This is a genomic window from Streptomyces tibetensis (assembly GCF_040647715.1).
In the GTDB taxonomy this organism is placed as follows: Bacteria; Actinomycetota; Actinomycetes; order Streptomycetales; family Streptomycetaceae; genus Streptomyces; species Streptomyces tibetensis_A.
The window spans coordinates 123,056-149,016 of the sequence record NZ_JBEZCR010000013.1; the positions used below are offsets into that span (position 1 = coordinate 123,056).

20 protein-coding genes are annotated in these 25,961 nt (G+C 71.7%); 8 read left to right on the plus strand and 12 right to left on the minus strand.

The window, feature by feature from the left end; genetic code table 11:
• Positions 1-6: 6 nt before the first annotated feature.
• The 3 genes from AB0B29_RS30645 to cimA all read left to right on the plus strand — a co-directional run bounded on the left by AB0B29_RS30645 (position 7) and on the right by cimA (position 3,599).
• A complete protein-coding gene (locus AB0B29_RS30645; RefSeq protein ID WP_362244815.1) occupies positions 7-1,044 on the plus strand; it encodes an agmatine deiminase family protein in 1,038 nt (345 codons plus the stop codon).
• Positions 1,045-1,052: 8 nt separating this feature from the next.
• Positions 1,053-1,652, plus strand: coding sequence for a TetR/AcrR family transcriptional regulator (locus AB0B29_RS30650; protein ID WP_362244816.1), 600 nt, complete (start codon positions 1,053-1,055; stop codon positions 1,650-1,652).
• Between the two features lie 342 nt (positions 1,653-1,994).
• Positions 1,995-3,599, plus strand: a complete 1,605-nt coding sequence (cimA, locus tag AB0B29_RS30655; protein ID WP_362244818.1) for a citramalate synthase — start codon at positions 1,995-1,997, stop codon at positions 3,597-3,599.
• A gap of 37 nt (positions 3,600-3,636) precedes the next feature.
• Here cimA and AB0B29_RS30660 read toward each other — a convergent pair whose 3' ends face one another.
• Positions 3,637-4,323 carry an SLATT domain-containing protein gene (locus AB0B29_RS30660; RefSeq protein WP_362244820.1) on the minus strand — a complete coding sequence of 229 codons (687 nt, stop codon included), beginning with the start codon at positions 4,321-4,323 and terminating at the stop codon, positions 3,637-3,639.
• 112 nt (positions 4,324-4,435) lie between these two features.
• Between AB0B29_RS30660 and AB0B29_RS30665 the strand changes: the two genes are divergently transcribed.
• On the plus strand, positions 4,436-5,773 hold the full coding sequence (locus AB0B29_RS30665; RefSeq protein ID WP_362244822.1) for a hypothetical protein: 1,338 nt from the start codon (positions 4,436-4,438) through the stop codon (positions 5,771-5,773).
• A gap of 128 nt (positions 5,774-5,901) precedes the next feature.
• Here the strand turns inward: AB0B29_RS30665 and AB0B29_RS30670 are convergent, their stop codons facing one another.
• From AB0B29_RS30670 to AB0B29_RS30680, 3 genes are all read right to left on the minus strand, one after another.
• Positions 5,902-7,077 (minus strand): Cmx/CmrA family chloramphenicol efflux MFS transporter, encoded by a 1,176-nt coding sequence (locus tag AB0B29_RS30670; protein ID WP_362244824.1) that lies wholly within the window; start codon positions 7,075-7,077, stop codon positions 5,902-5,904.
• Positions 7,078-7,517: 440 nt separating this feature from the next.
• On the minus strand, positions 7,518-8,303 hold the full coding sequence (locus AB0B29_RS30675; protein WP_362244826.1) for a S1 family peptidase: 786 nt from the start codon (positions 8,301-8,303) through the stop codon (positions 7,518-7,520).
• Between the two features lie 217 nt (positions 8,304-8,520).
• Positions 8,521-9,123, minus strand: coding sequence for a YceI family protein (locus AB0B29_RS30680; RefSeq protein ID WP_362244828.1), 603 nt, complete (start codon positions 9,121-9,123; stop codon positions 8,521-8,523).
• Between the two features lie 360 nt (positions 9,124-9,483).
• On the opposite strand from AB0B29_RS30680, the gene AB0B29_RS30685 reads away from it, so the two are divergent.
• The 4 genes from AB0B29_RS30685 (at position 9,484) to AB0B29_RS30700 (ending at position 14,796) form a co-directional block, all read left to right on the plus strand.
• Entirely contained in the window at positions 9,484-10,341 is an 858-nt protein-coding gene (locus tag AB0B29_RS30685; RefSeq protein ID WP_362244951.1) for an SDR family NAD(P)-dependent oxidoreductase, read from the plus strand.
• A 117-nt stretch (positions 10,342-10,458) separates the two neighbouring features.
• Complete coding sequence (locus AB0B29_RS30690) at positions 10,459-12,828, plus strand: polysaccharide lyase 8 family protein (protein ID WP_362244830.1); 2,370 nt, start codon at positions 10,459-10,461, stop codon at positions 12,826-12,828.
• A 154-nt stretch (positions 12,829-12,982) separates the two neighbouring features.
• On the plus strand, positions 12,983-14,566 hold the full coding sequence (locus AB0B29_RS30695) for an acyl-CoA carboxylase subunit beta (protein ID WP_352096863.1): 1,584 nt from the start codon (positions 12,983-12,985) through the stop codon (positions 14,564-14,566).
• Positions 14,567-14,601: 35 nt separating this feature from the next.
• On the plus strand, positions 14,602-14,796 hold the full coding sequence (locus AB0B29_RS30700) for an acyl-CoA carboxylase subunit epsilon (RefSeq protein ID WP_361923784.1): 195 nt from the start codon (positions 14,602-14,604) through the stop codon (positions 14,794-14,796).
• Between the two features lie 176 nt (positions 14,797-14,972).
• Here AB0B29_RS30700 and AB0B29_RS30705 read toward each other — a convergent pair whose 3' ends face one another.
• The 8 genes from AB0B29_RS30705 to AB0B29_RS30740 all read right to left on the minus strand — a co-directional run bounded on the left by AB0B29_RS30705 (position 14,973) and on the right by AB0B29_RS30740 (position 25,716).
• On the minus strand, positions 14,973-15,554 hold the full coding sequence (locus AB0B29_RS30705) for a GTP-binding protein (protein WP_014675207.1): 582 nt from the start codon (positions 15,552-15,554) through the stop codon (positions 14,973-14,975).
• Complete coding sequence (locus AB0B29_RS30710) at positions 15,535-16,113, minus strand: DUF742 domain-containing protein (protein WP_029181511.1); 579 nt, start codon at positions 16,111-16,113, stop codon at positions 15,535-15,537. Before AB0B29_RS30710 ends, AB0B29_RS30705 begins: the two co-directional genes overlap by 20 nt.
• A gap of 94 nt (positions 16,114-16,207) precedes the next feature.
• Positions 16,208-16,621 (minus strand): roadblock/LC7 domain-containing protein, encoded by a 414-nt coding sequence (locus AB0B29_RS30715; protein ID WP_003993185.1) that lies wholly within the window; start codon positions 16,619-16,621, stop codon positions 16,208-16,210.
• Between the two features lie 10 nt (positions 16,622-16,631).
• A complete protein-coding gene (locus AB0B29_RS30720; RefSeq protein WP_362244832.1) occupies positions 16,632-19,937 on the minus strand; it encodes a sensor histidine kinase in 3,306 nt (1,101 codons plus the stop codon).
• A 376-nt stretch (positions 19,938-20,313) separates the two neighbouring features.
• Complete coding sequence (locus tag AB0B29_RS30725) at positions 20,314-20,889, minus strand: GTP-binding protein (RefSeq protein WP_097220936.1); 576 nt, start codon at positions 20,887-20,889, stop codon at positions 20,314-20,316.
• Positions 20,870-21,265, minus strand: coding sequence for a DUF742 domain-containing protein (locus AB0B29_RS30730; protein WP_030851927.1), 396 nt, complete (start codon positions 21,263-21,265; stop codon positions 20,870-20,872). Before AB0B29_RS30730 ends, AB0B29_RS30725 begins: the two co-directional genes overlap by 20 nt.
• A 110-nt stretch (positions 21,266-21,375) precedes the next feature.
• A complete protein-coding gene (locus AB0B29_RS30735; RefSeq protein WP_031138073.1) occupies positions 21,376-21,789 on the minus strand; it encodes a roadblock/LC7 domain-containing protein in 414 nt (137 codons plus the stop codon).
• A 9-nt stretch (positions 21,790-21,798) separates the two neighbouring features.
• Positions 21,799-25,716 (minus strand): sensor histidine kinase, encoded by a 3,918-nt coding sequence (locus AB0B29_RS30740; protein ID WP_362244834.1) that lies wholly within the window; start codon positions 25,714-25,716, stop codon positions 21,799-21,801.
• Positions 25,717-25,961: the final 245 nt, after the last annotated feature.

Genomic DNA, 25,961 nt, shown 5'->3' on the forward strand with positions numbered 1-25,961 from the left:
TCAACGATGCCCGCAGCCGCCGACGGCTTCCGCATGCCCGCCGAATGGGCTCCGCACGAGCGCACCTGGATGGCCTGGCCGGGCCCGAACCAGACCTTCGACGACCCCGGGGAGCTGGCCGCCGCCCGGGTCGCCTGGGCCGCGGTGGCCCGGGCCGTGCGCCGCTTCGAGCCGGTGACGGTGGTGTGCGGGCCGGGACGGTCGGGCGAGGCGCGCGCTCTGCTGGGCGACGGCGTCGACACGGTCGAGCGGGACCTCGACGACGCCTGGATGCGCGACATCGGTCCGACCTTCCTGACCGACGGGAAGGGCGGACTGGCCGCCGTCGACTGGACGTTCAACGGCTGGGGCGCCCAGGAGTGGGCCCGCTGGGAGCACGACACGAAGATCGCCGCGCACGTCGCCGACCTCGCCGGGGCCCGGACGTACGCCTCGACGCTCGTCAACGAGGGCGGGGCGATCCACGTCGACGGCGAGGGCACCGTCCTGCTGACCGAGACCGTCCAGCTCGGACCGGAGCGCAACCCGGGCTGGTCCCGCGAGCAGGTCGAGACCGAGATCCACGCCCAGCTCGGCACCCGCAAGGCGATCTGGCTGCCGCGCGGCCTGACCGGCGACTATCCTCCCCACGGTTTCGGCACCCTCGGGCACGTCGACATCGTCGCGGCCTTCGCCCGCCCGGGCGTCGTCGTGGCGCACTCCCAGCCGGACCCGGCCCACCCCGACCACGAGGTGACCAAGGACGTCATCGGCCGGCTGAGGTCGCAGACGGACGCCCGCGGGCGGCGCCTGGAGGTCGTCGAGGTCCCCGCCCCGACCGTCCTGGAAGCCGACGGCCACTGGGCCGACTACTCCTACATCAACCACTACCTCTGCAACGGCGGCGTGGTGCTGTGCGGTTTCGACGACCCGCGCGACGAGATCGCGGCCGGCATCTTCCGCCGCCTGTTCCCGGAGCGGACCGTGACGCTGGTGGACGCCCGTACGATCTTCGCGGGCGGTGGCGGCATCCACTGCATCACACAACAGCAGCCGAGGATCTAGGAGCGCACATGGCCGGTGGGCGAAGGCAGGCCCCGCCCCGCGAGGACGTTCTCGCCGCCGCCATGGAGATGATCGCCGAGCGCGGCCTGGAGAAGCTCACCATGGCCGCCCTCGGCCGTGAGGTCGGGATGAGCAGCGGCCATCTGCTCTACTACTTCGGCTCCAAGGACGAGTTGCTGCTGCGCACCCTGGAGTGGAGCGAGGGACGGCTCGGGACGGAACGGGGGCGGCTGCTGACCCGGACCGCGCCCGCCCGTGAACGTCTCGACTCCTACGTCGACCTGTACGTCCCCGACGGCCACCGCGACCCGCACTGGACGCTGTGGCTGGAGGTCTGGAACCGCTCGCAGAACGCCGATGAGGACGCCCGGGACCGGCAGGCCGCCATCGAGGGCGCCTGGCACCGCGACCTGGTGGCCCTGCTCGCCGAGGGCATCTCGCGGGGCGAGTTCCGCCGCGTCGACCCGGACCGGTTCGCCGCCCGGCTGCGGGCCCTGCTGGACGGCTTCGCCATCCACGTGGCGATCGGCCTGCGCGGCACCGACCGGGCGCAGATCCTCCGGCATGTGAGCGAGTTCCTCACCGACAGCCTCCTCACGGACGGCTGAACGCCCGCCCGGGTCGTATCCACGTCCGTCACCCGAGGTGACCGACCGCATCCTGAGACGGCGGTGAGCGGAGCGCGGGAGGTGTGCCAGACTTCCCCCGTGCTCTCGTTCGCCACGATTATTGGCAGCAGGCGCGCCGGTCCGCAGTGACCATCACGTACGACCAGGTACGGGTGGACACCGTCGTCCTCGACCCGCGCGCAGACCTCTCGCACCCGCGAGAGGTTTTTCGCATTTCTGGCCCACCCACAGCCGGAGGCGAGAGCGCGAGGGAGTATGTGAGGGCGGTGGAGCCGGTCATTCCGGTACGACCGAGATCCCATCCTCAGGAGCCTTGAGACCATGACCGAAACCAGCGAGCTCGACGATTCGTTCCACGTCTTCGACACCACCCTGCGCGACGGCGCCCAGCGGGAGGGCATCAACCTCACCGTCGCGGACAAGCTGGCCATCGCACGGCACCTGGACGACTTCGGCGTGGGCTTCATCGAGGGCGGCTGGCCGGGCGCCAACCCCCGGGACACCGAGTTCTTCGCCCGCGCCCGGCAGGAGATCGACTTCCGGCACGCCCAGCTCGTCGCGTTCGGCTCCACCCGCCGCGCCGGCACCACCGCCGACCAGGACCCTCAGGTCAGAGCGCTCCTGGAGTCCGGCGCACCGGTGATCACGCTCGTCGCCAAGTCGCACGACCGCCACGTCGAGCTCGCGCTGCGCACCACCCTGGACGAGAACCTGGCGATGGTCCGCGACACCGTGTCCTTCCTCAAGGAGCAGGGCCGCCGGGTCTTCATCGACTGCGAGCACTTCTTCGACGGCTACCGCGCCAACCCCGAGTACGCCAAGGCGGTCGTCCGTACGGCCGCCGAGGCCGGCGCCGACGTCGTCATCCTGTGCGACACCAACGGCGGCATGCTCCCGGCCCAGATCCAGGCCGTCGTCTCCACGGTCCTCGCCGACACCGGCGCCCGGCTCGGCATCCACGCCCAGGACGACACGGGCTGCGCGGTCGCCAACACCCTGGCCGCCGTCGACGCCGGTGCGACGCACGTGCAGTGCACGGCCAACGGCTACGGCGAGCGCGTCGGCAACGCCAACCTCTTCCCGGTCGTGGCGGCCCTGGAACTGAAGTACGGCAAGAAGGTCCTGCCCGAGGGCCGTCTGCGGGAGATGACGCGCATCTCGCACGCCATCGCCGAGGTCGTCAACCTCACCCCCTCCACGCACCAGCCCTACGTCGGCCTCTCGGCCTTCGCCCACAAGGCCGGACTGCACGCCTCGGCGATCAAGGTCGACCCGGACCTGTACCAGCACATCGACCCCGAACGGGTCGGCAACACCATGCGGATGCTGGTCTCCGACATGGCCGGGCGGGCGTCCATCGAGCTCAAGGGCAAGGAGCTCGGCGTCGACCTCGGCGGCGACCGCGAGCTGGTCGGCCGGGTGGTCGAGCGGGTGAAGGAGCGCGAACTCGAGGGCTACACCTACGAGGCCGCCGACGCGAGCTTCGAACTGCTGCTGCGCGCCGAGGTCCAGGGCAGGCGGCTGCGCTACTTCGAGGTCGAGTCCTGGCGGGCCATCGTCGAGGACCGGCCCGACGGCTCCCACGCCAACGAGGCCACCGTCAAGCTGTGGGCCAAGGGCGAGCGCATCGTCGCCACCGCGGAGGGCAACGGCCCGGTCAACGCCCTCGACCGGTCCCTGCGCGTGGGCCTGGAGAAGATCTACCCGCAGCTCGCCAAGCTGGAGCTGGTGGACTACAAGGTCCGCATCCTGGAGGGCAAGCACGGCACCAACTCCACGACCCGCGTGCTGATCTCCACGTCCGACGGCGCGGGCGAGTGGTCGACGGTCGGCGTCGCCGAGAACGTCATCGCCGCGAGCTGGCAGGCCCTGGAGGACGCGTACACCTACGGGCTGCTGCGGGCGGGCGTCGCTCCGGCCGAGTAGCGCTCGCCCCCGCGGGCCGGGTGGCCCGGGGCGCGTGTCAGATCGCCGTGTCCCGGGACCGCGGCCCCGGGACGTCGCCGCCGCGGTCACGGCCCGGGGTCCGGTCGAGACGGAAGAGGCCCGCGGTGTGGGCGCGCTGGCCGGTGGCGGTGCTGGTGGAGCGGGTCAGCTCCTCGACGCCGTCGGCCAGATAGCCGACCCACGCCGCGCCCTCGTCCTCGATGATCCGCTGCGCGTCGGTCCGCAGCCGCTCGATCACCCCGAGCAGGGTGGCCTGCTCCTTGTCGCTGGGGGAGTCGGTGGTCCTCAGGAACGCCTGCGCCCAGTCGGACTGCGCCTTCTTCAGGATCTGCTGCAGCGCCATCTCCGCGCGGATGTAGCGGGTCCAGGACGCCGAGAACCCGAAGATCCGGTCGAAGAGCACACAGCCCGCGCCGCCGGCCAGGAACACGAACCCCCACTCGGGCTGCACGGTCGTGGGCGAGGCCGCGTGCACCAGCGGCGTGATCGTGCCGACGATGCCCAGCAGCGTGGCGAGCGCCCGCAGCGAACGCGACCACAGCGACGGCACCCGGCGGCGGGACAGATACCAGCCGATCGCCGACGTCACCTCCGCCTCGGCATGCCGGAACAGCTCCCACAGCAGGTCGGCGCGCGTCCGCGACCGGTCGAGCTCGGTCAGTTCGGACACCGTCATGTCCGCAGCCCTGCGTCGTCCGAACATGCTCCGCTCCCGCCCTCCTGGATGGCCAGGGGCATCCTAGGCGCAGCCGCGCCGGCAAATCCCCGCCTCGACGGATAACCCTTTCTGCGCCGTTTCAGGTACTTTCGAACATATGAGGGCCGCACTGGTGCGTACCGTCGTACGTCTGCTGATCGTGCCGTTCGCCGCCGTGCTGGCGGTGCTGCTGGCCGGTGCGCCGGGCGCGCACGCCGCAACCGACGTCTCCCAGGTCGCCCGGGCACTGCGCGAGAGTCCCGTCTACGTCGACCCGGCCGCCTCCGGGCAGCTCGCGGCGTCGGACGCCGAGGCGCTCGCCGACAAGATCAAGGACGCCGGCAAGCCCGTCTTCGTGGCGGTCCTCCCGGCCGGCTACCCCACGCAGGACCTCTTCCGGAACCTCCGCACGGAGACCGGCATCACCGGCCTGTACGGCATCCGTCTCGGCGACCGGTTCGACGCCCGGGCCGACAGCTCCGTGATGAGCAGGACGGCGGTGTCCAACCTGGTCACGGCGGTGCAGGACGCGGGGGACACCAAGGCCCAGCTGAACGACTTCGTCGACGACGCCCTGCGCAACGTGGGCGGTTCGGCGCCGAGCAGCTGGAGCGACGGCTCGGGCACGGACGTGCCGGTCGGCGGCCTGATCACCATCGGCGCCCTGGTGGCGGCCGGCGGCGCCGGCGTCTACGCCGTGGCCCGCCGCAACCGGCGCCGCCGCGAGGAGGAGCAGCGGGCCGCGCTGGAGAAGCTGCGGGTGGTCGTCGACGAGGACATCACCGCGTTCGGCGAGGAGCTCGACCGGCTCGACTTCCATCCCGGGGAGCCGGGGGCGGACGACGCGATGCGCACCGACTACGAGCGTGCCCTGGACTCCTACGAGCAGGCCAAGTCCCTGATGGCGGCCGCGGCGAAACCGGAGGACGTCCGGGCCGTCACCCAGGCCGTGGAGGACGGCCGGTTCTCCCTGGCCCGGCTCGCGGCCCGCCGCGAGGGCGGGGCCCTGCCGGAGCGCCGCCCGCCCTGCTTCTTCGACCCGCGCCACGGCCCGTCCGTCGCCGATGCCACCTGGACGCCACCGGCCGGAGCCGCCCGCGAGGTCCCCGTCTGCGCGGCCGACGACAGGCGTCTGGCCGAGGGCCGTGACCCGGCGATCCGCGAGGTCGACACCGACCACGGCCGCCGCCCCTACTGGGAGGCCGGCCCGGCGTACGGCCCCTGGGCCGGTGGCTACTTCGGCGGCGGCCTGCTGCCCGGCCTCCTCGTCGGCACCATGCTCGGCAGCATGATGGCCGGCCCCGCCTACGCGGCCGACTACGGCTCCGGCTACGGCGACTTCGGCGGCTACGAGGGCGGCGACGTCTCCGGCGCGGACTTCGACGCCGGCGACTTCGGAGGGGGCTTCGGAGGCGGGGACTTCGGCGGAGGAGGGGACTTCGGGGGCGGGTTCTGACCAGGGCCCGATCTGCACGGCGGCTGGGGCGCCTGACCAGGGCCCTGTCTGCACGGCAGGTGGGGCGCCTGGCGAGGGCCTGATCTGCGGGGCCCGTGGGCCGGTGAAGGCAGGATGGGCCCGCGAGCTCAGCGTCGTAGCGGCGTCTGGTGCCCCGCGGCCCGCTCCCGCGTCCGCCCCGCCACCCCGGCGACCGTGAACGCCAGCCCCACCACACCCGCGCTGACCCACACCGGTGCCCGGTACCCGAGCCCCGCGTCGATCACCACCCCTCCGGCCCAAGGGCCGAGCGCCGCACCCACGTTGAACGCCGCCGTCGCGAAACCGCCGGCCAGGGTCGGCGCGCCCTGCGCCGCGTACAGCGCCCGGGAGATCAGTGTGGAGCCGACGCCGAAGGACAGGGCGCCCTGCGCGAGGACGAGCGGGAGGGCCAGGGCCGGGTGCCCGGCCCCGAGGGCCAGGGCGCACCAACCCGCTCCCAGCGCCAGGCCCCCGCCGAGGAGGACCGGCACGGGACGCCGGTCGGCGAAACGCCCCGCGGCGGTCACCCCGAGGAACGCCCCGGCCCCGAACAGGGCCAGGACTCCGGGAACCCAGGCGCTGCCCAGCCCCGTCACCTCGGTGACCAGCGGCGCGAGATAGGTGAACGTGCAGAACGTCGAGCCGTTCACCAGGGCGCCCAGCAGCAGGGTGAAGAGCAGCCGGCCGTCGCGCAGCGAGCGCAGTTCACGGCGCAGCGCGGGCGGCTCGCCCTCGGCCGCACCGCCCGGCACGGACCGTGCCACCGCGAACAGCGCGGGCAGCGACAGCAGCGCCACGGCCCAGAACGCGGCGCGCCAGCCCCACAGTTCGCCGAGCACGGCCCCGGCCGGGACCCCGGCGACACACGCCAGTGTCACTCCGCCCAGCAGCGTGGACGCCGCCCGCCCCTTCGCGTCGGACGGCACCATGCCCACGGCGGCGACCAGGGCGACCGACAGGAAACCGGCGTTGGCGAGCGCCCCCACCACCCGGGTGGCGAACAGGACGGCGAAGCTGCCGGTGAGCGCACCGGCGACATGGACGGCGAGGAAGACGACGAGGAACGCCAGCAGGGCGCCCCGCCGCGGCCAGCGCCGCGCGAGTCCCGCCACGAGGGGCGCCCCCACCACCATCCCGGCCGCGAAGGCCGAGGTCAGCGTGCCGGCCGTGGCGACGGACACCCCCAGGTCCCGCGCGAGGTCCGGCACCAGCCCGGACAGCATGAACTCGGACGTGCCTTGCGCGAACACGGCAAGGCCCAGCAGAAGAAGAGCGAACGGCATGAAAGAACTCCGCACCGGAGGTCGACGTCGGACACGACAGGTCGGACGGCAAACCGGCAGCGGAGCGGAGCGGGCGGCCTCAGCGGCCCGGCATCGGCGTCACGAACAGCCACCGGAGAGCCGGTGGCCGCACTCTGGACGCCTCGGGGCTGGACATGGGCGGCAGGCTAGCCGGGCCGGCGGGGTCGGATCCACCGGTTTTCCCGAGGCTCCGCCCGTGCGACGGTCAGTGTCGTGTCCCTCCGGCCGCCCCCGCCGATGGACGATGACGACCGCCGGACGGCCGGTGGGGGCGGCGTACGCGTAGCAGAAGGAGGCCGAGGTGCCAGAGGGTCAAAAGGCGGCGCTGGAGCGGGAAGCCCCGGCTCGGTCCGCTCCGTCCTGGCCCACAGCCGAACGGGCCCGGCACCCTCCGGCGCCGGGCCCAGGTCAGCCGCGTGTCAGAGGGTCGACGCCGCCGAGGCGATGGCCGAGGCGAAGGTGGAGACCTCCGTGTAGACGCCGGGAGCCTCGGGCCGGGCGCAGCCCTCGCCCCAGCTCACGATGCCGACCTGGATGAAGTTGCCGGCGTTGTCCTTGCGGAACATCGGGCCGCCGGAGTCGCCCTGGCAGGTGTCGACACCGCCCGCGTCGAAGCCGGCGCAGATCTCCTCGTTCGCGACGAGACCGCTGTAGAGGCCGCCGTAGGCCTTGCACGCGGCGTCGCTGACGAACGGCACGGTCGCCTTGAGGAGGTAGCGCTGCTGGGAGCCGCCTTCCCGGTTGGCGCCCCATCCGGCGACGGTGAAGTCACCGGTGTTGTACTGCGTCGTGGTGGCGATCTTCAGGGTCGGCAGGTTGATGGGCTGGGCGAGCTTGATGAGCGCCCAGTCCTTGCCGGTGCCGTTGTAGCCGGGGGCGCGAAGCACCTTGGTGGACCGGACCTGGACCCGGCCGCTGCTGGACTGCAGGTCGACGACCCCCGCGGTGGCGGTGATGCCGGTGTTGTTGCCGGAACTGCCCACGCAGTGCGCGGCGGTGAGCACGATCTGCTGGGTGTAGAGCGCGCCGCCGCAGCCCATGGAGAGCCGGACCATGAACGGGAACTCGCCCTGCGCGGCCCGGGTCCCGCCGACGACGGGCGACGGGGCTGCCTGGGCGGCGGAGACGGGCTGGAGGCTGGCGATCGCGAGCGCGGCGGCGCCGAGGACCGCGCATCTCTTGAGGGCCGTGAGGAGTCTCTTCAACGTGATGCCTTCCGTGGGGGGTTGACTGGGGAGGTGCAACCGGAGCATCAGATTGACGAGCGCATGACAGCAGCAAGGCAAAAAGAACGTCCATGTGCTGGCATGGACTGGTCAAAATATTGCTGCTGGATTATGAGAACGCCGACAGTCTCCGCACAAGGGGCGGGAACCGGCCAGACCGGCCCGGCGATGAATCACCGGGCCGGTCCCCCAGGGTTCACGCGTTCCTGATGGCCGAGATGTCGAAGTTCAGCTTGATCTTGTCGGAGACCAGGACGCCGCCGGTCTCCAGTGCGGCGTTCCAGGTCAGACCCCACTCGGAGCGCAGGATCTGCGCCTTGCCCTCGAAGCCGACGCGCTCGTTGCCGAAGGGGTCCTTGGCGGCGCCGTTGAACTCGAGGTCGATGGCGAGCGGGCGGGTGGTGCCGAGGATCGTCAGGTCGCCGGTGATCCGGTAGTCGTCACCGCCCAGGGCCTCGACGCCGGTGGAGCGGAAGGTCATGTTCGGGAACTCGTCCGTCTTGAAGAAGTCCGCGCTCTTGAGGTGGCCGTCCCGGTCGGCGTTGCCGGTGTCGATGCTGTCCATCACGACGTCGAGGGAGGCCGTCGAGCGCGACGGATCGGTGCCGTCGAGGTGCAGCGTGCCGGTGAAGTCCTGGAAGCTGCCCTTGACGTTCGTGACCATGGCGTGCCGGGCGGTGAAGCCGATCGTCGAGTGTGCGGGGTCGATCGTGTAGTCGCCGGTCAGGGCGGCCGGCTCGGGGTTCACTGCGGCGTCGGTGGCGGCGGTCCGGTTGTCGGTGCGGCTGAAGATGCTCATGGTGTACGCCTCCCGTAGGTGAAGTTGAACGTTTAACTACTCCAACGCGACCCACCGTAGACCTATTCCGTTCAATGTTCAACATCTTCGGGAGGGGTTTCTCCGTCTCGCGCCCGCCACCCCTTCTCGTTCCACCGCTTGGCGCAATCCACGGCCCCTCGGGGCGTCACCGCCGGACGCGGTGCACGGCGGCCCCACGCCGGTCGGACCAGGGGTCGCGGACCCATCGCGGCCGGAGCGGCCACCCCCGGCCGGTGCCCGGTGCGGTGGCGGCGCTCCGCGAGACGGGGTTCCGTGTCAAGGGAGCGCATGGAGACAGACGAGACCACGGCGGACGCCCAGCGCAGGGGAGAGCGACTCGTGACACTCACCGGCTCCGGCTCGGCCTACGACCCACCGGCGGATCCCGCCCCGCGCCGCTCCACGGCCCCCGCCCCGGCCCGCGTGCACCAGTACGGTCCACCGCGACGCCTGGACCGGCGCGTGGCCCTGGTCACCGGCGCCTCCTCCGGCATCGGCGCGGCCACGGCACGGCGTTTCGCGATGGACGGCTGGCAGCTGCTCCTCAGCGGACGCGACCGGCGCCGCCTGGAGCAGACGGCGTCCGGAACCTCGGCCGTCGTACTGCCCGCCGACCTCGCCGCCCCGGACGGCCCACGCCTGCTGGCCCAGTCCGCGCTGCACACCACCGGCCGCATCGACGTCCTGGTCGCCGGGGCGGGCATGGGCTGGACCGGCCCCTTCACCGCCATGCCGCACACCGACATCGACCGGGTGCTGACCCTCGACCTGAACGCCACGCTGCACCTCGTGCGTGAGGTGCTGCCCTCCATGATCGCCGCCGGACGGGGCCGCGTGGTGCTGCTCGGCTCGGTCGCGGGCTGCGTGGGCCTGCGGGAAGAGGCGGTGTACTCCGCCGCCAAGGCAGGCCTCGCCGCCTTCGCCGAGGCCCTGCGCCAAGAGCTGCGCGGCACGGGCGTGGGCGTCACCCTCGTCGTGCCCGGAGCCGTCGACACGGCCTTCCACATCCGCCGCGGCAGGCCCGACCACGGCACCCGCAGCGGCCTCCTCTCGCCGGGCTGCGTGGCCGGCACGATCTGGGAGGCCGTCCGGCAGAACCGCGACGAGGCCTACGTCCCCACCTGGCTGACCCTCCCGGGCCGGGTCCGAGGCCTGGCACCGGGCCTGTACCGCCGCCTGCTCCATCGCTTCGGCTGAGCAGGCGCGTCCGCCGGGCCTCGGCGGCCGCCCCCCCCGTACGACCGTTCCCCCGTTCCGGTCACTCCGGCCTGATCCACCGTTCAGGTGACCGTCTCGCCGTGGTAGGGCATGGGCATGACTCCCCAGCGTCGCGTCTTCCCTCGCCGCACCGCCGGGGCCGCCGCCCTGCTCAGGCCCGGCCGCCGCGCCCTGCTGCTCGCAGCCGCGGCCCTCGCGGCGACCGGCGGCGCGGCGCCCTGTCGCCGGACCGCCGACGAGCCCGGTGACCCGTACGACACCCTCCGCCGCCGCTGGCTCGGCATCTCCCTCGGCACCGGCTACGACCCGACCGCCGACCCCTACGCCGCCCGGCTCGCCGAGACCGGCGCACTCGCCCGCGACCTGCACGCGAGCATGGCGCCGACGGCGAACTCCCTCTGGCCCGGCCATCCCTTCGACCCACCGGCCGGCATCACCCTCGGCTACGCCCGCCTGTGGACCATGACGCGGGCCTACGTCCAGCAGGGCACCGGCTCCACCGCCGACCCCGCCCTCCTCGCCGGCATCCTGCGCGGCCTCGACCACCTCTCCGCCACCGTCTACCACCCCTCCACCACCCCCTACGGCAACTGGTGGGAGTGGCAGATCGGCAGCCCTCGCCTGCTCACCGACATCACGGCCGCCCTGTACGAACAGCTGGGGGAGGCCCGCGTCCGTGCGGCCTGTGCCGCCGTCGACCACTTCGTCCCCGACTCGGTCCTCGGCGACTACAGCGGCACCTCCACCGGCGCCAACCGCGTCGACCTGTGCCGCTCCGTGGCCCTGCGCGGCGTCCTCGGCCGAGACCCCGCCAAGATCGCCCTCGCCCGGGACGCGCTCTCCCCGGTCTTCCCGTACGTCACCCGGGGCGACGGCCTCTACGCCGACGGCTCCTTCGTCCAGCACACCTGGGTCGCCTACTCGGGCACCTACGGCCAGGTCATGCTCGACGGCCTCGGCCGGCTCTTCGCCCTGCTCGCCGGATCCGCATGGGAGGTCACCGACCCGAACCGGCAGATCGTCCTCGACAGCGTCGAGCGGTCCTATGTGCCGCTCGTCCACGACGGACTGGTCATGGACAGCGTCAACGGCCGGGCCATCAGCCGCGGTCACCTCACCGCCGACGACCGCGAGATCCTTCGCAGCGACCACTACCACGGCCACCAGCTCATCGCCGCCATCGCCCTCCTCGCGGCCGGAGCGAGCCCCGCGGAACGGGACCGCTGGCACGCCCGCATCAAGGGCTGGATCGAACGGGACACCGTGAGCCCGATCCTGACGGCACCCCAGTTCGGCGTCGCCGACCTGGCCCGGCTGCACACCGTCGCCGCCTCACCCGCCCCGGCCGCGCCCGAACCCGCCGGGCACCATCTCTTCCCCGCCATGGACCGTGCCGTCCACCGCGGCCCCGGCTTCACCGTGAACATCGCCATGGCCAGCGACCGCATCGCCCACTACGAGTGCGGCAACGGCGAGAACCCCCGCGGCTGGCACACCGGCGCGGGCATGGTCAGCTGGTGGCCCGGCACGAGCGACCAGTACACGGACTGGTTCTGGCCGACCGTCGACTGGTACCGGCTGCCCGGCACCACCGTCTCCACCCGACGGCTCGCCGACCGCGAAGGCGGCGAATGGGGCACGGCCCGCCCGGACGCGCACTGGGTGGGCGGCACCACCGACGGCAGGTACGCGGCCCTCGGCCAGCACCTCAAGGGCCTCGGCTCCACCCTTCAGGCCCGCAAGTCCTGGTTCTGTGTCGAGGACGCGGTGATCTGCCTCGGTGCCGGGATCACCTGCTCCGACGGCGTCCCGGTCGAGACGATCGTCGACAACCGCAATCTCGGCGCGTCCTGCACCCCGCGCTTCGTCAAGGGCCCCCACTGGGCCCACCTGGAGGACCACGGCGGCTGGCTCCTGTTCGGCCGCGAGCCGAAGGCGCTGCGCGAGGACCGCACCGGCGCCTGGTCCGACATCAACACCGGCGGCACGCGGGAGCGGCGCACGCGCCGCTGGCAGACCCTGTGGCTCGACCACGGCACCGACCCCGAGGACGCCACGTACGCCTACGTCCTGATGCCCGGGGCGTCCCGCCGGGCGGTCGCCCGCCGGGCCGCCGACCGCCGCTGGATGTCGGTGCTCGCCAACGACGCCGGCCGCCAGGCCGTCACCGTGCCCTCACTCGGCTGCACGGCCGGGAACTTCTGGCGGGCCGGCACGGCGGGCCCCCTCACCGCCTCCGCCGCCGCGAGCGTGCTGACCGTGGTCCGGGGCCGCACCGCTACCCTCTGCGTGAGCGAACCGCCCCGCACCGGCGAGCCCCTGGAGATCGCCTGGGACCGCCCGGTCCGGCGGGTCGGCCGCGTGGACGAGACGGTCGAGGTGCTGTCCGCCGGCCGCGGCCTGCGCCTGCGCGTCACTCCGGGGGCGGCATGCGCCACACATCTCTGCGAGGTGACCCTCGCCTGACCGCTTTGTGCGACCCCTACAAGCGACACGCCCCCTGAGCAGTCAGAAAGGGTCAACCCCGTCCGGGTTCTGTTCAGGGGTACCAGGAAAACACGCCGGAGACTGTGAGGAGTCGACGGCCCGCATTCCGCGGTTGACTTCGTAAGGTCGCTACATGACCGTTTTGGATGAGGCGCCGGGTGAGCCGACCGACGCGCGCGGACGCGTGGCCGAACTGCACGAGATCCGTGCGCAGGCGGTGGCCGGACCGAGCGAGAAGGCGACCGCGGCGCAGCACGCCAAGGGCAAGCTGACCGCGCGGGAGCGGATCGAACTCCTCCTGGACCCGGAGTCCTTCCGGGAGGTCGAGCAGCTGCGCCGGCACCGGGCCACGGGCTTCGGCCTGGAGGCCAAGAAGCCCTACAGCGACGGTGTGATCACCGGCTGGGGCACGGTGGAGGGCCGCACGGTCTTCGTCTACGCGCACGACTTCCGCATCTTCGGCGGCGCCCTGGGCGAGGCCCACGCCACGAAGATCCACAAGATCATGGACATGGCCATCGCGGCCGGTGCCCCGCTGGTCTCGCTGAACGACGGCGCCGGCGCCCGGATCCAGGAGGGTGTCTCCGCCCTCGCCGGCTACGGCGGCATCTTCCAGCGCAACACCAAGGCCTCGGGCGTGATCCCGCAGATCTCGGTGATGCTCGGCCCGTGCGCCGGCGGTGCGGCCTACAGCCCCGCCCTCACCGACTTCGTGTTCATGGTCCGCGAGACCTCGCAGATGTTCATCACCGGCCCCGACGTCGTCAAGGCGGTCACGGGCGAGGAGATCACGCAGAACGGCCTGGGCGGCGCCGACGTCCACGCCGAGACCTCCGGTGTGTGCCACTTCGCCTACGACGACGAAGAGACCTGCATCGCCGAGGTCCGCTACCTGCTCTCCCTGCTCCCGCAGAACAACCGCGAGAACCCGCCCCGCTCGGAGTCCTCGGACGCGGCCGACCGCCGCTCGGACGTCCTCCTGGACCTGGTCCCGGCGGACGGCAACCGGCCGTACGACATGGCCAAGGTCATCGAGGAGATCGTCGACGACGGCGACTACCTGGAGGTCCACGAGCGCTGGGCCCGCAACATCATCTGCGCGCTGGGCCGGATGGACGGCCAGGTCGTCGGCATCGTGGCCAACCAGCCCCAGGCCCTGGCGGGCGTGCTGGACATCGAGGCCTCCGAGAAGGCGGCCCGCTTCGTTCAGATGTGCGACGCGTTCAACATCCCGATCATCACTCTTCTGGACGTCCCCGGCTTCCTCCCGGGCGTCGACCAGGAGCACGGTGGCATCATCCGCCACGGCGCGAAGCTCCTCTACGCCTACTGCAACGCGACCGTGCCGAGGATCTCGCTGATCCTGCGCAAGGCCTACGGAGGTGCGTACATCGTCATGGACAGCCAGTCCATCGGTGCCGACCTCACCTACGCCTGGCCCACGAACGAGATCGCCGTCATGGGCGCCGAGGGCGCCGCCAACGTCATCTTCCGCCGCCAGATCGCCGAGGCCGAGGACCCCGAGGCCATGCGGGCCCGCATGGTCAAGGAGTACAAGTCCGAGCTGATGCACCCCTACTACGCGGCCGAACGCGGTCTGGTCGACGACGTCATCGACCCCGCCGAGACCCGCGAGGTGCTGATCAAGTCCCTCGCCATGCTCCAGACCAAGCACGCGGACCTGCCGTCCCGCAAGCACGGCAACCCGCCGCAGTAACCCGGCGGACATCTTCCTCACGGAGACTGACACCCATGGAATCGCCTGACATCCGCGTCGAGAAGGGCCACGCCGAGCCCGAGGAGGTCGCCGCCATCACGGCCATCCTCCTGGCCCGCGCCGCCGCCCGCCCCACGGACCCGACCCCGACCCACCGCGGCCGCATCAAGGCAGGCTGGCGCCGCCTGGAACGCGAGCCCGGCTTCAGGGCCCCGCACAGCTGGCGCTGACCCACAGCTCGAAAAGAGGCCCCTCCTCACGGAGGGGCCTCTTTTCTGGCAGCGCCCAGGAATGCATGCCTCAGGGGCGCGGGGAACTGCGCGACAAGCCACACACCACCCGCACCCGGCACACAACAGCCCCCGGCAGCCCAGAGGCCGCCAGGGGCTGTCCCACAGCAGAAGAACTAACGCAGTCGTGCCATCAGAGCGTGCTCGACCAGCGTGATCAGAGCACTCTTCGCATCGGCCCGATGCCGCGCGTCCGTCGTGATGATCGGCGTGTCAGGCCCGATCTGCAGCGCCTCGCGCACCTCGTCCGGCGTGTACGGCTGCTGTCCGTCGAAGCCGTTGAGCGCGATGACGAACGGCAGACCCGAGTTCTCGAAGTAGTCGACGGCGGGGAAGCAGTCGGCGAGCCTCCTCGTGTCGACCAGCACGATCGCGCCGATGGCGCCGCGCACCAGGTCGTCCCACATGAACCAGAAGCGGTCCTGGCCCGGCGTACCGAAGAGGTACAGGATCAGGTCCTGGTCCAGGGTGATACGGCCGAAGTCCATGGCCACCGTGGTGGTGGTCTTGTCCCCGGTGTGGGTGAGGTCGTCGATACCCGCCGAAGCGGACGTCATGACGGCCTCGGTGCGCAGCGGGTTGATCTCCGAGACGGCACCCACGAACGTGGTCTTGCCCACGCCGAAGCCGCCAGCCACCACGATCTTCGCGGACGTGGTGGAGCGGGAAGGCCCTCCGCTAGAGCTTGCGAAGTCCACTGAGCACCCTTTCGAGCAGTGTCACGTCTGGCTGGCCGCCGGCGTTCTCGTCGCCGCCGGGCTGATGGATGGCGACCAGTCCCGCCTCCGCCAAGTCGGCGACGAGGATCCTGGCCACGCCGAGAGGGATCGTGAGGAGCGCCGAGATCTCGGCGACCGACTTGATTTCCCGGCAGAGGTTGCAGATCCGCTGATGCTCGGGCAACTGGCCCTGCATCTGGTGCGGCTGCGCAGTGGTGTGCACCAGCGCCTCGATGGCGAGCTGGTAGCGCGGGCGGGTCCGGCCGCCGGTCATGGCGTACGGACGCACCAGGGGGTTGTTCGACGCCCCGGCGGGCGCCGGCTCGGGGGTGCGGCGCTGCGGCTGCACGGGCTGGATACGCGGGGCCGGCGGCTGGTCGTACGGCGACGGGCCGGGGCCCTGCGGCGCGTACGGCTGCCGGTGGCTCGGTGCGGAGGGGAAGTTGTAACGGTTCGGGTTCTGACCACCGTCGCCCTGGCCCTGGGCAGGGCCGTACGACCAGTTGCCCGAAGACGAACCGCCTGGGGGTGTTGCCACTTTCTCCTCCTCCGACTGTGCCTGGCACCCATCGCTGTGGAGCCGCGTCCCGAAACCTTACGGCCCCGGGACGCCAAAACGCACCGTCCGTCTACTAGTTGAGCAGGCTCCCCTGGAGCTCTGCACGAAGGTCCGGTGTCAGGACCGTACCGGCTCGGTCCACCAGCAGCGCCATCTCGTACCCGATGAGGCCGATGTCCGCCTCGGGATGAGCGAGGACGGCCAGCGACGAACCGTCGGATACGGACATGATGAAGAGGAATCCCCGCTCCATCTCCACAACCGTCTGGTTCACCGCGCCTCCCTCGAAGATCCGGGAGGCGCCTGCCGTCAGAGACGTCAGACCGGAGGCGACGGCCGCGAGCTGGTCGGCGCGGTCGCGGGGGAAGCCTTCGGACATCGCCAGAAGGAGTCCGTCGGCGGAGACCACCACCGTGTGGGACACCCCCGGGGTGTTGTCCACGAAGTTGGTGATCAACCAGTTCAGGTTCTGTGCCGCCTGGCTCATCGGGCTCACACTAACGCTCCTGGTTGTAGGTGCTGTCAGGACCGAAGCCCTGGCCGTTCGTTTCACTGCCTGCGCTGCGTCCGCGCTGGACGCCTCGACGCAGGTTGCTCAGCCTGCCCCGGACGTCCTCCGGGGCGCGGGAGACCTGTGGGCCTCCCTGGGGGGTGCTTTCGGCGGCACCCTCGATCAGGTTCGCCTTGGGTACCCGCCTCGGCAGGCCGGAGGAGGTGACCCCGCCCGCCTTGGGCTTCCGGAGCTGCGAGGCCTGCTGCCACCGCTCGTCGTTGGCCGAGCGCCAGTCGTCGCCGTTGCTCTCCGGAGCGGAGGCCGGCGGCTCCTGGCTCACGTGCCGTGCGCCACCCGTACCGTTCGCACCGCTCGCGGCGGGCCCACGGCGGGGAAGCCCGGCGTCGGTCATCGTGTGAGCGGCAGAGGGGCCCGATCCCGGACGGTCGAAGCCTACGCGGTCCTGCTCACTTACGTCAGCGGCCTGCGCAGATTCCGTTTCCGGGGCTCCAGAAGGGTACTGGCTCGGGTAGCCGTTCTGGTAACCGTCCTGCTGCGGCCAGTCGTCCTGGTGACGTCGCTGCTCGAACGCGGCGAAACCGCCCGCGCCGCCCGCACCCTGCCCCGAGGGCTCCTCCTGGGCCGGCTCCGCATAGGAGGGCTCCGGGTAGCCGCCGTTCGGCGAGAAGGTGTCGTTCTGCGGCGCGTTGCCGTTCGGCGCGTAGTACTGCTCGCCGTAAGCAGACCGCTGCGGCTCCTCGTACGCCGTGTGCCGCTGCTCGTCGTACGACGGCTGCTGCTGCTCGTACGGCGCCTGGCGGTCGTACGCGGACGGCTGCTGCTCCGGGTAGCCGGTCTGGCCGGTGTCGTAGGCCTGGCCGCCCTCGTAGCCCTGCTGCCCGTTGTACTCGTCGCGGTAGCCGGTCGCCTGGGAGGGCTCCTGGCCGCTCTGCCCCGGCAGTTCGGGCTGCTCGTGCGACTGGGCCTCCAGAGCCGCCCGGCGCTCCTCGCGCATCAGGGAGCGGCCGACAGGGTCCAGCTCCCGTATGTCGTCGGGGACGTCGGAGTAGCGGCTGTCGTCGAAGCCGAGTTCCGCGGCCGTGCGCATGGGCTGCTGGTTGAAGTTCTCGCCGCCCCCGCCGAAGTTCTGCTCCGGGATGATCTGCGAGACGGTGAACTCGTCGCGGTCCACGTGCTGCTCGCCGCCACCACCGTGGGTGATCGCGTCGGGCAGCATGACCAGCGAGGTGGTTCCGGCCTGCTCGCCCGAAGGGCGCAGCTGGACGCGGATGCCGTGCCGGTCGGACAGCCGGCCGACCACGAACAGGCCCATGCGCTGCGAGATCGCGGCGTCCACGGTCGGCGGGTTGGCCAGCTTGTGGTTGATGTCCGCGAAGTCCTCGGCGGTCAGGCCGATGCCCTTGTCGTGGATCTCGATCATGACGCGGCCGTCGGGCAGACGGGTGGCGGTCACGCGGACCTTGGTCTGCGGGGAGGAGAACGTCGTCGCGTTCTCCAGCAGCTCGGCGAGCAGGTGCACGAGGTCGGTCACGGCGCGGCCGTGGATCTCGGCCTCCGGGACGCCGGAGAGCTCGATGCGCTCGTACTGCTCCACCTCGGAGGAGGCGGCGCGCAGCACGTCGACCAGCGGCACCGGCTGGTCCCAGCGGCGGCCGGGCTCCTCGCCGGCGAGGACCAGGAGGTTCTCGCCGTTGCGGCGCATACGGGTCGCGAGGTGGTCCAGGCGGAAGAGGTTCTCCAGCTGGTCCGGGTCGGCCTCGTTGTTCTCCAGGTCGGTGATCAGGGTCAGCTGGCCCTCGATCAGGGACTGGTTGCGGCGCGAGAGGTTGGTGAAGATCGCGTTGATGTTGCCCCGCAGCAGGGCCTGCTCGGCGGCGAGCCGGACCGCCTCGCGGTGCACCTGGTCGAAGGCCCGGGCGACCTCGCCGATCTCGTCCGTGGTGGCGATCGGGATGGCCGCGACACGGGTGTCGACCCGGCCCGGGTCGGTGCGGGAGAGCTGGTCGACCAGCATCGGCAGACGCTGCTCGGCGATGCCGAAGGCGGCGTTGCGCAGCTGGCGCATCGAGCGGCTCATCTGGCGGGCGACCGCACCGGCCAGGATGAAGGCCAGGAGCAGGGCGACCACGACGGCGGCACCGGTGATGTAGGCGTCACGCTGGGCGTCGTCGGCGATGTCGGACGCTTCGCTCACGGCCTTGTCGGCCATGTCCTGCTCGATCTTTTCGTACGCGTTGAACTTGAGCGTGTTGACCGCCCACCAGTTCTCGGCGGTGATGCCCTTCTGGGCGAGCGCGGCACGGGCGCTCGGGTCCGTGCTGGGCAGCGTCGCCACGGCCGAGATCATCGTCGTCGGGTTGGCCGGCGGCGGCACGTAGTCGGGGTTCTTCGCCTTGGCCTCCTGGGCCATCGCGGCACCGTCGGCCTTGATCTTGGCTTCCGCCGTCTTGAGCTTGGCCGCGTCCTGCTCGGTGCCACCGCCGATGTACTCCTGCACGGCGATGCGCTCGAGGTAGGCGTACGAGGACAGGGCGATGCGCTGGCTGGAGAGGTTGCCGTCGTCGGGGCCCGGCTTGACCAGGATGTGCATGCCGATGGACCGCTGGAGCGACAAGGCCGCCTTGGTCAGTTCGATGGCGTACACGGTCCGGCCGTAGCTGGTGATGTTGCCGGTGCCGAGGCCGAGCTCGTTGGCGAACTCCGTCAGCGGGTGGGCGACTTCGACGTAGCCCTCTTCGGTCTGCACGCCCTTGAGCTTGGAGGTGTAGGCGAGCTGGCGCAGGGTGGCCAGCTTCGGCTCCGCCTTGCGGAACAGGTCCAGCCGGCGCTCCAGACCGGGCTTGGCCGGCATGTTCTGCGCCGCGGCGTCGAACTCGTCGGCGGCCCGGTCGGTGAGATTGCGGGCGTCGACGACGGTCTTGTCGTCCTTGCCCTTGCCCTGCAGCAGCGGGGCGGCGGTGATGTCGCGCTCGTTGTAGAGGGCGTTGGCGTAGAGCAGCGAGGCGCGGACCAGGCGCGCGGTGTTCTCCGCGTCCTCGGCCTCCTGCCAGGTGTCGATCGAGCTCTTCACCTGGAAGCCGCCCATGACGAGGCCGACCACCACGGGTATGAGCAGGATCGCGTTCAGCCTGGTCGCCACCCGCCAGTTGCGCGGGGAGAAACGGCCGCCGCTCTCGGCGGGCGCGGCCGTCGGTTCCGAACCGGGCACGGGGGCGGGCGCCGCTGTGCGCGGCGGCGGGGTGAAGTTGCCCCGGGCCGACGGCTCGGGACTGTTCTTGCTTCGCCTCACTCGACCAACAACCTCTCGGCGGTCGGCACCAACGTTGTGCCGCAGTGTTCAGAGCCCAAGACGCCAGCGACGGACGAGGGCGTCATTGACTATTGGGCAGTTCAGGCATTCCAGCACGACGACCTGCGCTCTTCCAAACAGTCCCGAGGGCGGATTCCCGGTGATGTAAGCCCCAGATAAAACGGTCATAAAGAGCGAGCCCCGCCAAAAGGCGGGGCGATTGTGCGCGCAGCGAGACCGGATGTGCGCGACGCGTGGCCGTACCACCCGATTCCTCTGCCGAAACGTTATGAACACCTTGGCCGACCGTGTCAAAGGACACAGTCGGCTCCGGTGTATCTACGACAACTGCCGTATGGCACTCCTGAATTGGGTGCTACCTCAGCCGTGCCATCAGCGCGTGCTCGACCAGCGTGATCAGGGCACTCTTCGCATCGGACCGGTGCCGGGCGTCCGTCGTGATGATCGGGGTGTCGGGTCCGATCTGCAGCGCCTCGCGCACCTCTTCGGGCTGGTAGGGCTGCTGTCCGTCGAAGCCGTTCAGCGCGACGACGAACGGCAGGCCGCTGTTCTCGAAGTAGTCGACGGCCGGGAAGCAGTCGGCCAGGCGCCGGGTGTCCACGAGCACCACCGCGCCGATGGCGCCGCGCACCAGGTCGTCCCACATGAACCAGAAGCGGTCCTGACCGGGCGTACCGAAGAGGTACAGGATCAGGTCCTGGTCCAGGGTGATACGGCCGAAGTCCATGGCCACCGTGGTGGTGGTCTTGTCCCCGGTGTGGGTGAGGTCGTCGATACCCGCCGAAGCGGACGTCATGACGGCCTCGGTGCGCAGCGGGTTGATCTCCGAGACGGCACCCACGAACGTGGTCTTGCCGACGCCGAAGCCGCCGGCCACCACTATCTTCGCGGAGGTGGTGGACCGTCCCGCGTCAGAGCTTGCGAAGTCCACTGAGCACCCTTTCGAGCAGTGTCACGTCCGGCGCGCCGGTGGCGTCGTCGCCGCCCGGCTGGTGGATCGCGACGAGACCGGCCTCGGCGAGGTCCGCGACCAGGATCCGGGCCACGCCCAGCGGCATGTTGAGCAGCGCCGACACCTCGGCCACCGACTTGACCTCACGGCACAGGTGGCAGATCCGCTGGTGCTCGGGGAGCAGCCCCATGAGCGCGGCGGGGTCCGCTGTCGTACTGATCAGTGCCTCGATCGCCAGCTGGTAGCGCGGCCGGGTCCGGCCGCCGGTCATGGCGTACGGCCGGACCAGCGGCTGGTCGCCCTCGTCCTCGTACGGCTCCGCGTACGGATCATGAGAGGCGGTGGGCGGGGTCATGGGTCCTCCGGGCGGGACAGCAAGTCGGTCAGCAAGCCGTCTGACGGGGCCTGTGTGGGGTGTGTGGCGGCCGGACGGTGATGTGGTGAGACGGGTGGTGCCGGGGCCGATCAGTGGAGCAGACTGCCTTGAAGCTCAGCCCTGAGGTCGGGGGTGAGGACCGCGCCCGCGCGGTCGACCAGGAGCGCCATCTCGTAGCCGACGAGGCCGATGTCGCACTCGGGGTGGGCGAGTACCGCGAGGGACGAGCCGTCCGAGACGGACATCAGGAAGAGGAACCCCCGCTCCATCTCCACGACCGTCTGCGCGACCTCACCGCCCTCGAAGATCCGGGAGGCGCCTGCCGTCAGGGACGTCAGGCCGGAGGCGACGGCCGCGAGCTGGTCGGCGCGGTCGCGCGGAAAGCCCTCCGACAGCGCCAGGAGGAGACCGTCGGCGGACACGACGACGGTGTGGGACACCCCGGGGGTGTTGTCCACGAAGTTGGTGATCAACCAGTTGAGATTCTGTGCCGCCTGGCTCATCGGACTCAACTAACGCTCCTGCTGGTGAGTGGGCCGTGGGTGGCTGCCGGTCTGGGTGGACCCGGCCTGACGACCCTGTGCGATTCCCCGACGGAGATTGGTCAGCCGGCCGCGCACGTCATCGGGCGCACGCGAGATCTGCGGACCGCTCTGGTGGGTCTGCTGCTGCGCCGTGCCCGGGACGAGGTTGGCCCGGGGCACCCGGCGCGGCAGGCCGGAGGTGGTGACACCACCCGCGGCGGGCTGGCGGACGCGCTCGGCCTGGCGGACGAGGTCGTCGTTCGGCGAGGTGCGCCAGCCGGCGGGTGCGGACCGCTGAGGATCGGTGGATCCCTGCGGTTGCTGCGGGGCCGCCGGGGCGGAGCCGTTGTTCTGCGGCTGCTCCTCCTGCTGGCCGTGGAACCAGTTGGTCTCCAGCGTGTCGTACAGCGGCGTACGACCGTCGCCCGGGCCGGACGCCGGCGGCAGGGCCTCGGGCTCCTGCCGGACCGGCCGGGCCTGCGGGGCGGGCGGACGCGGGGCACCGAAGTCGGCCGGACCCCGGCCGCCACCTGCCTGCGGCCGCTCGAACCGGCCCGTGCCCGCGGGGTCGGCCGGTGTGGCCGGAGCCGGGAGGGTGGGCCGCCCGGAGCCGTTGTCCTGGCGCGGTGCCGGGTACTGGCTGCCGTTGTCCTGGCGGGGCGCGGGGTACTGGCCCGTGGAGCCGTTGTCCTGGTGCGGTGCCGGGTACTGGCTGCCGTTGTCCTGGCGGGGGGCCGGGTACTGACCGGTCGAGCCGTTGTCGTAGGACTGCGGTGCCGGGTACTGGCTGCCGTTGTCCTGGCGGGGCGCCGGGTACTGGCCCGTCGAGCCGTTGTCGTAGGACTGCGGTGCCGGGTACTGGCCCGACGCGGACGAGGTGTCGCGGTGGCCGCCGGGGGTGCCGAAGACGTCCGGGCGGACGAACTGGCCCTGGCCCTGCGAGGTGTTCGCGCCGGGGCCGAACGGGTCCGCCTGCTGGGGAGCGCCGAAGTCGGCCGGGGAGCCGAGGCCCTGCCGGTCGTCGTCGCGCGGCACGGCCGGCATCTCGGCCGTCGTGCCCGGTCCCTGCCGGTCGTCGGCGCGCGGCAGCGAAGACGTGCGGGAGAGGTCCGGCTCCTCGTGCCCGCGCGGAGCGTCGAGCGAGGCGCGCGGCGCCGGCGGCTGGGCGTTCTCGTCGCTCCAGCTGGGCACGCGCGGCTGCGTGTCACCGCCGGGCAGCTCGGCCCGCGGTCCGCCGCGCGGCGGCAACTGCGGCCTGCGGCCCGCGCCCTGCTCGGAGTCGCCGCCCTGCTTCTTGCGGCTCCGGCCTCCACCGAAGGCGTCCTGTCCCTGGGGCCCGTTGGTGCCCGCCGCCTGCAGACCCTGCGGGGCACCCGGCGCCTGCTGGCCGAACCCGGCGCCCGCGGGAGCGGGACGGCCCTGCGAGGGACCACCCTGCTCGAACGACGAGGCCCCGGGACCCTGCGGTCCGCGCGCTCCACCGGGCGTTCCCGGACGGCCACCGTCCGCGTCACGTCCGGGCAGCGCGGCCCGCGGGCCCTGACCGGAGGCGAGCCGGCCGCCGCCGGACGTACCGCCGCCGAAGGCACCGCCGCCGAAGGCCCCGCCGGACGCACCGGCGCCGAGGGCACCGCCGCCCTGGCCGGCCCCGGCGGAACGCCGGGCCGCGGCCGCACCGGCGGCGGCCTGCGCGGCGGCCGGACCGCCGCCGGCCGACGGCTGACCGGGCTGCTTGGGCTGGGGCTTCCTGCCGCCCTGGGCGACATCGACGGGCAGCATGACCAGCGCGGTCGTACCACCGGAGTCGGACGGGCGCAGCTGTATGCGGATGCCGTGGCGCTGCGACAGCCGGCCGACCACGAAGAGGCCCATGCGCCGGGAGACGGAGACGTCCACCGTCGGGGGAGAGGCGAGCCGCTCGTTGATCGCGGCCAGGTCCTCCGGCGACAGACCGATTCCGGTGTCGTGGATCTCGATCAGCACCCGGCCGTCGGGCAGCGCGTGACCGGTGACCTTGACCTTGGTCTGCGGCGAGGAGAAGGAGGTCGCGTTCTCGAGCAGCTCGGCGAGCAGGTGCACGAGGTCGTTGACCACGCGGCCGGCCACCTCGGTGGTCGGCACCGAGGCCAGCTCGATGCGCTCGTACTGCTCCACCTCGGACGCGGCGGCGCGGAGCACGTCGACCAGCGGGACCGGACGGGTCCAGCGGCGGCCGGGCTCCTCACCCGCGAGGACGAGGAGGTTCTCACCGTTACGGCGCATACGCGTGGCGAGGTGGTCGAGCTTGAACAGCGAGGACAGCTGGTCCGGGTCGGCCTCGCGGGACTCCAGCTCGGAGATCAGCGACAGCTGGCGCTGGATCAGACCCTGGGAGCGGCGCGAGAGGTTGGTGAACATCGCGTTGACGTTGCCCCGCAGCAGGGCCTGCTCGGCGGCGAGGCGGACCGCCTCGCGGTGCACGTCGTCGAAGGCCGCGGCCACCCGGCCGATCTCGTCCCGGGAGTGCACACCGACGGACTCCACGGACGTGTCGACGTCCTGCGGGTCGGACTCGGACAGCTGCTTGACCAGCTCGGGCAGACGGTCGGAGGCGACCTTGGTGGCCGTGTCCTCCAGGCGGCGCAGCGAGCGGATCATGGACCGCGCCACGACGAAGGCGCCGACCAGCGACACACCGAGCACGATCAGGATCAGGGCACCGGAGATGATCGCGTCGCGCTCGGTGGCGCTGCGCAGCTCGCGGGCCTTCTGTTCCATCTCCTCGAGCAGCGTGTGCTCGATGTTCTTCATCTGCTGGATCTTGGTGGAGCTGTCGTCCAGCCAGTCGCGGTAGGACCGCTTGTCCTGCTGGGCGAGACCGCTCGCGGAGACCAGGGCGCGACCCGCGTAGGTGTCGGTCGCCTTGATCGTGGAGTTGCCGCCGTCCTCGATCGGCTTCAGCAGCTCGGCGGCGGCGTCCTCGCCGTAGATGCTCTTGAAGCTTCGGATCTCGGAGTTCTGGCTCTCCAGGGCGGACTCGGCGTAGAGCCGGTCGTTGGGCGAGAGCTTGCCGGTCGTGGTGTTGCTCGCGGGCAGTGCCGCCGCGAGGGCCGCGCGCTGGATCGAGGAGTACTCCTTGGCGGAGGAGAACGCCGCGAGCGCACGCGTGCGCTGGATCATGTCCGGGTTGCTGGTCGCCTCGGCCATGTCCTGGGAGAGGTCGATCAGGTTCTCGATCAGACGGTGGTACGCCTCGATCGTCTGCGTGGAGTTGCCCTCGGAGGCGTAGGCGCCCTTGCGGATCTGCTCCAGGTCGCCGAGCTCGCCGGCGAGCTGGACGAGGTACTCGCGGACGCCCTTGAGGTTGCCGTCCTTGCTGGCGCCGTCGATCTCCTCGGAACTGTCGAGGAAGTTCTTCCTCGCCCGGTCGGTCTTCTCGCGAAGTCCCTTGACCGTGAAGTCGGTCGCCTTGCCGCCGTGCGCCAGCGGGCCGGCCGACTGGTCGCGCTCCTCCTGGAGAGCGGCCGACAGCTCGGTGGCCTGCTTGGTCATGTCCGTCAGCAGCTTCATGTTGTCCAGCTGCTGGATGTCGTCCATGGACTGGTCGATACGCAGCGCGCCCAGCGAGGTGGCCGCGACCACCGGGAGGGCGAGCAGCGACACCAGTCGCGTGGAGATGCGCCAGTTGCGCAGGGCTATTCGCGACCCCGGGCCGGTGGGGCCCGTCGGCGGCTTCAGCGCCGGGGAGGAACCCGCGGCCCCCGACGGGGCCGGCGTGCCGGCACGCGCGGAGCGTTCACCGCCGTTACCGGCCGGGCCCTGGTTCTGGGCGTGCTGGGGCGCGGGGCCGCCTTTCACGGGGCCAGTCCCGCCGTGCGGCTCCGGCTCCGCCGAAGCGCTGCCATCCCTCTTGAAACGTCCCTGCACTAGCGTCGCAACCTCTGGACCAGGCACCCCGTCGCCTGAACGGCGGGGCACGGTGTCGGCGTTCTGGGGACGCCCTGAAAAACGCCCCCGTGGTGGTCGTGAGTGACCGGCGCTGGCTTCCCCTTCTCACCGCCACTCGGCGCGTCTGTGCGCCCCCTGTGCGCCGGCTCGATCCTGCGGCGGTCCGTGAGATTCCAGCACAGCACAGGATCTCCAACAAGGCCCGTAGGCCGAGCCGTGATGTA

What these genes read in the sequence shown, in the direction of transcription:
- AB0B29_RS30645 (WP_362244815.1), top strand. Translation starts at nt 7, where the DNA reads ATGCCCGCAGCCGCCGACGGCTTCCGCATGCCCGCCGAATGGGCTCCG.
- AB0B29_RS30650 (WP_362244816.1), top strand. Translation starts at nt 1,053, where the DNA reads ATGGCCGGTGGGCGAAGGCAGGCCCCGCCCCGCGAGGACGTTCTCGCC.
- cimA (WP_362244818.1), top strand. Translation starts at nt 1,995, where the DNA reads ATGACCGAAACCAGCGAGCTCGACGATTCGTTCCACGTCTTCGACACC.
- AB0B29_RS30660 (WP_362244820.1), bottom strand. Translation starts at nt 4,323, where the DNA reads ATGTTCGGACGACGCAGGGCTGCGGACATGACGGTGTCCGAACTGACC.
- AB0B29_RS30665 (WP_362244822.1), top strand. Translation starts at nt 4,436, where the DNA reads ATGAGGGCCGCACTGGTGCGTACCGTCGTACGTCTGCTGATCGTGCCG.
- AB0B29_RS30670 (WP_362244824.1), bottom strand. Translation starts at nt 7,077, where the DNA reads ATGCCGTTCGCTCTTCTTCTGCTGGGCCTTGCCGTGTTCGCGCAAGGC.
- AB0B29_RS30680 (WP_362244828.1), bottom strand. Translation starts at nt 9,123, where the DNA reads ATGAGCATCTTCAGCCGCACCGACAACCGGACCGCCGCCACCGACGCC.
- AB0B29_RS30690 (WP_362244830.1), top strand. Translation starts at nt 10,459, where the DNA reads ATGACTCCCCAGCGTCGCGTCTTCCCTCGCCGCACCGCCGGGGCCGCC.
- AB0B29_RS30695 (WP_352096863.1), top strand. Translation starts at nt 12,983, where the DNA reads ATGACCGTTTTGGATGAGGCGCCGGGTGAGCCGACCGACGCGCGCGGA.
- AB0B29_RS30700 (WP_361923784.1), top strand. Translation starts at nt 14,602, where the DNA reads ATGGAATCGCCTGACATCCGCGTCGAGAAGGGCCACGCCGAGCCCGAG.
- AB0B29_RS30715 (WP_003993185.1), bottom strand. Translation starts at nt 16,621, where the DNA reads ATGAGCCAGGCGGCACAGAACCTGAACTGGTTGATCACCAACTTCGTG.
- AB0B29_RS30730 (WP_030851927.1), bottom strand. Translation starts at nt 21,265, where the DNA reads ATGACCCCGCCCACCGCCTCTCATGATCCGTACGCGGAGCCGTACGAG.
- AB0B29_RS30735 (WP_031138073.1), bottom strand. Translation starts at nt 21,789, where the DNA reads ATGAGCCAGGCGGCACAGAATCTCAACTGGTTGATCACCAACTTCGTG.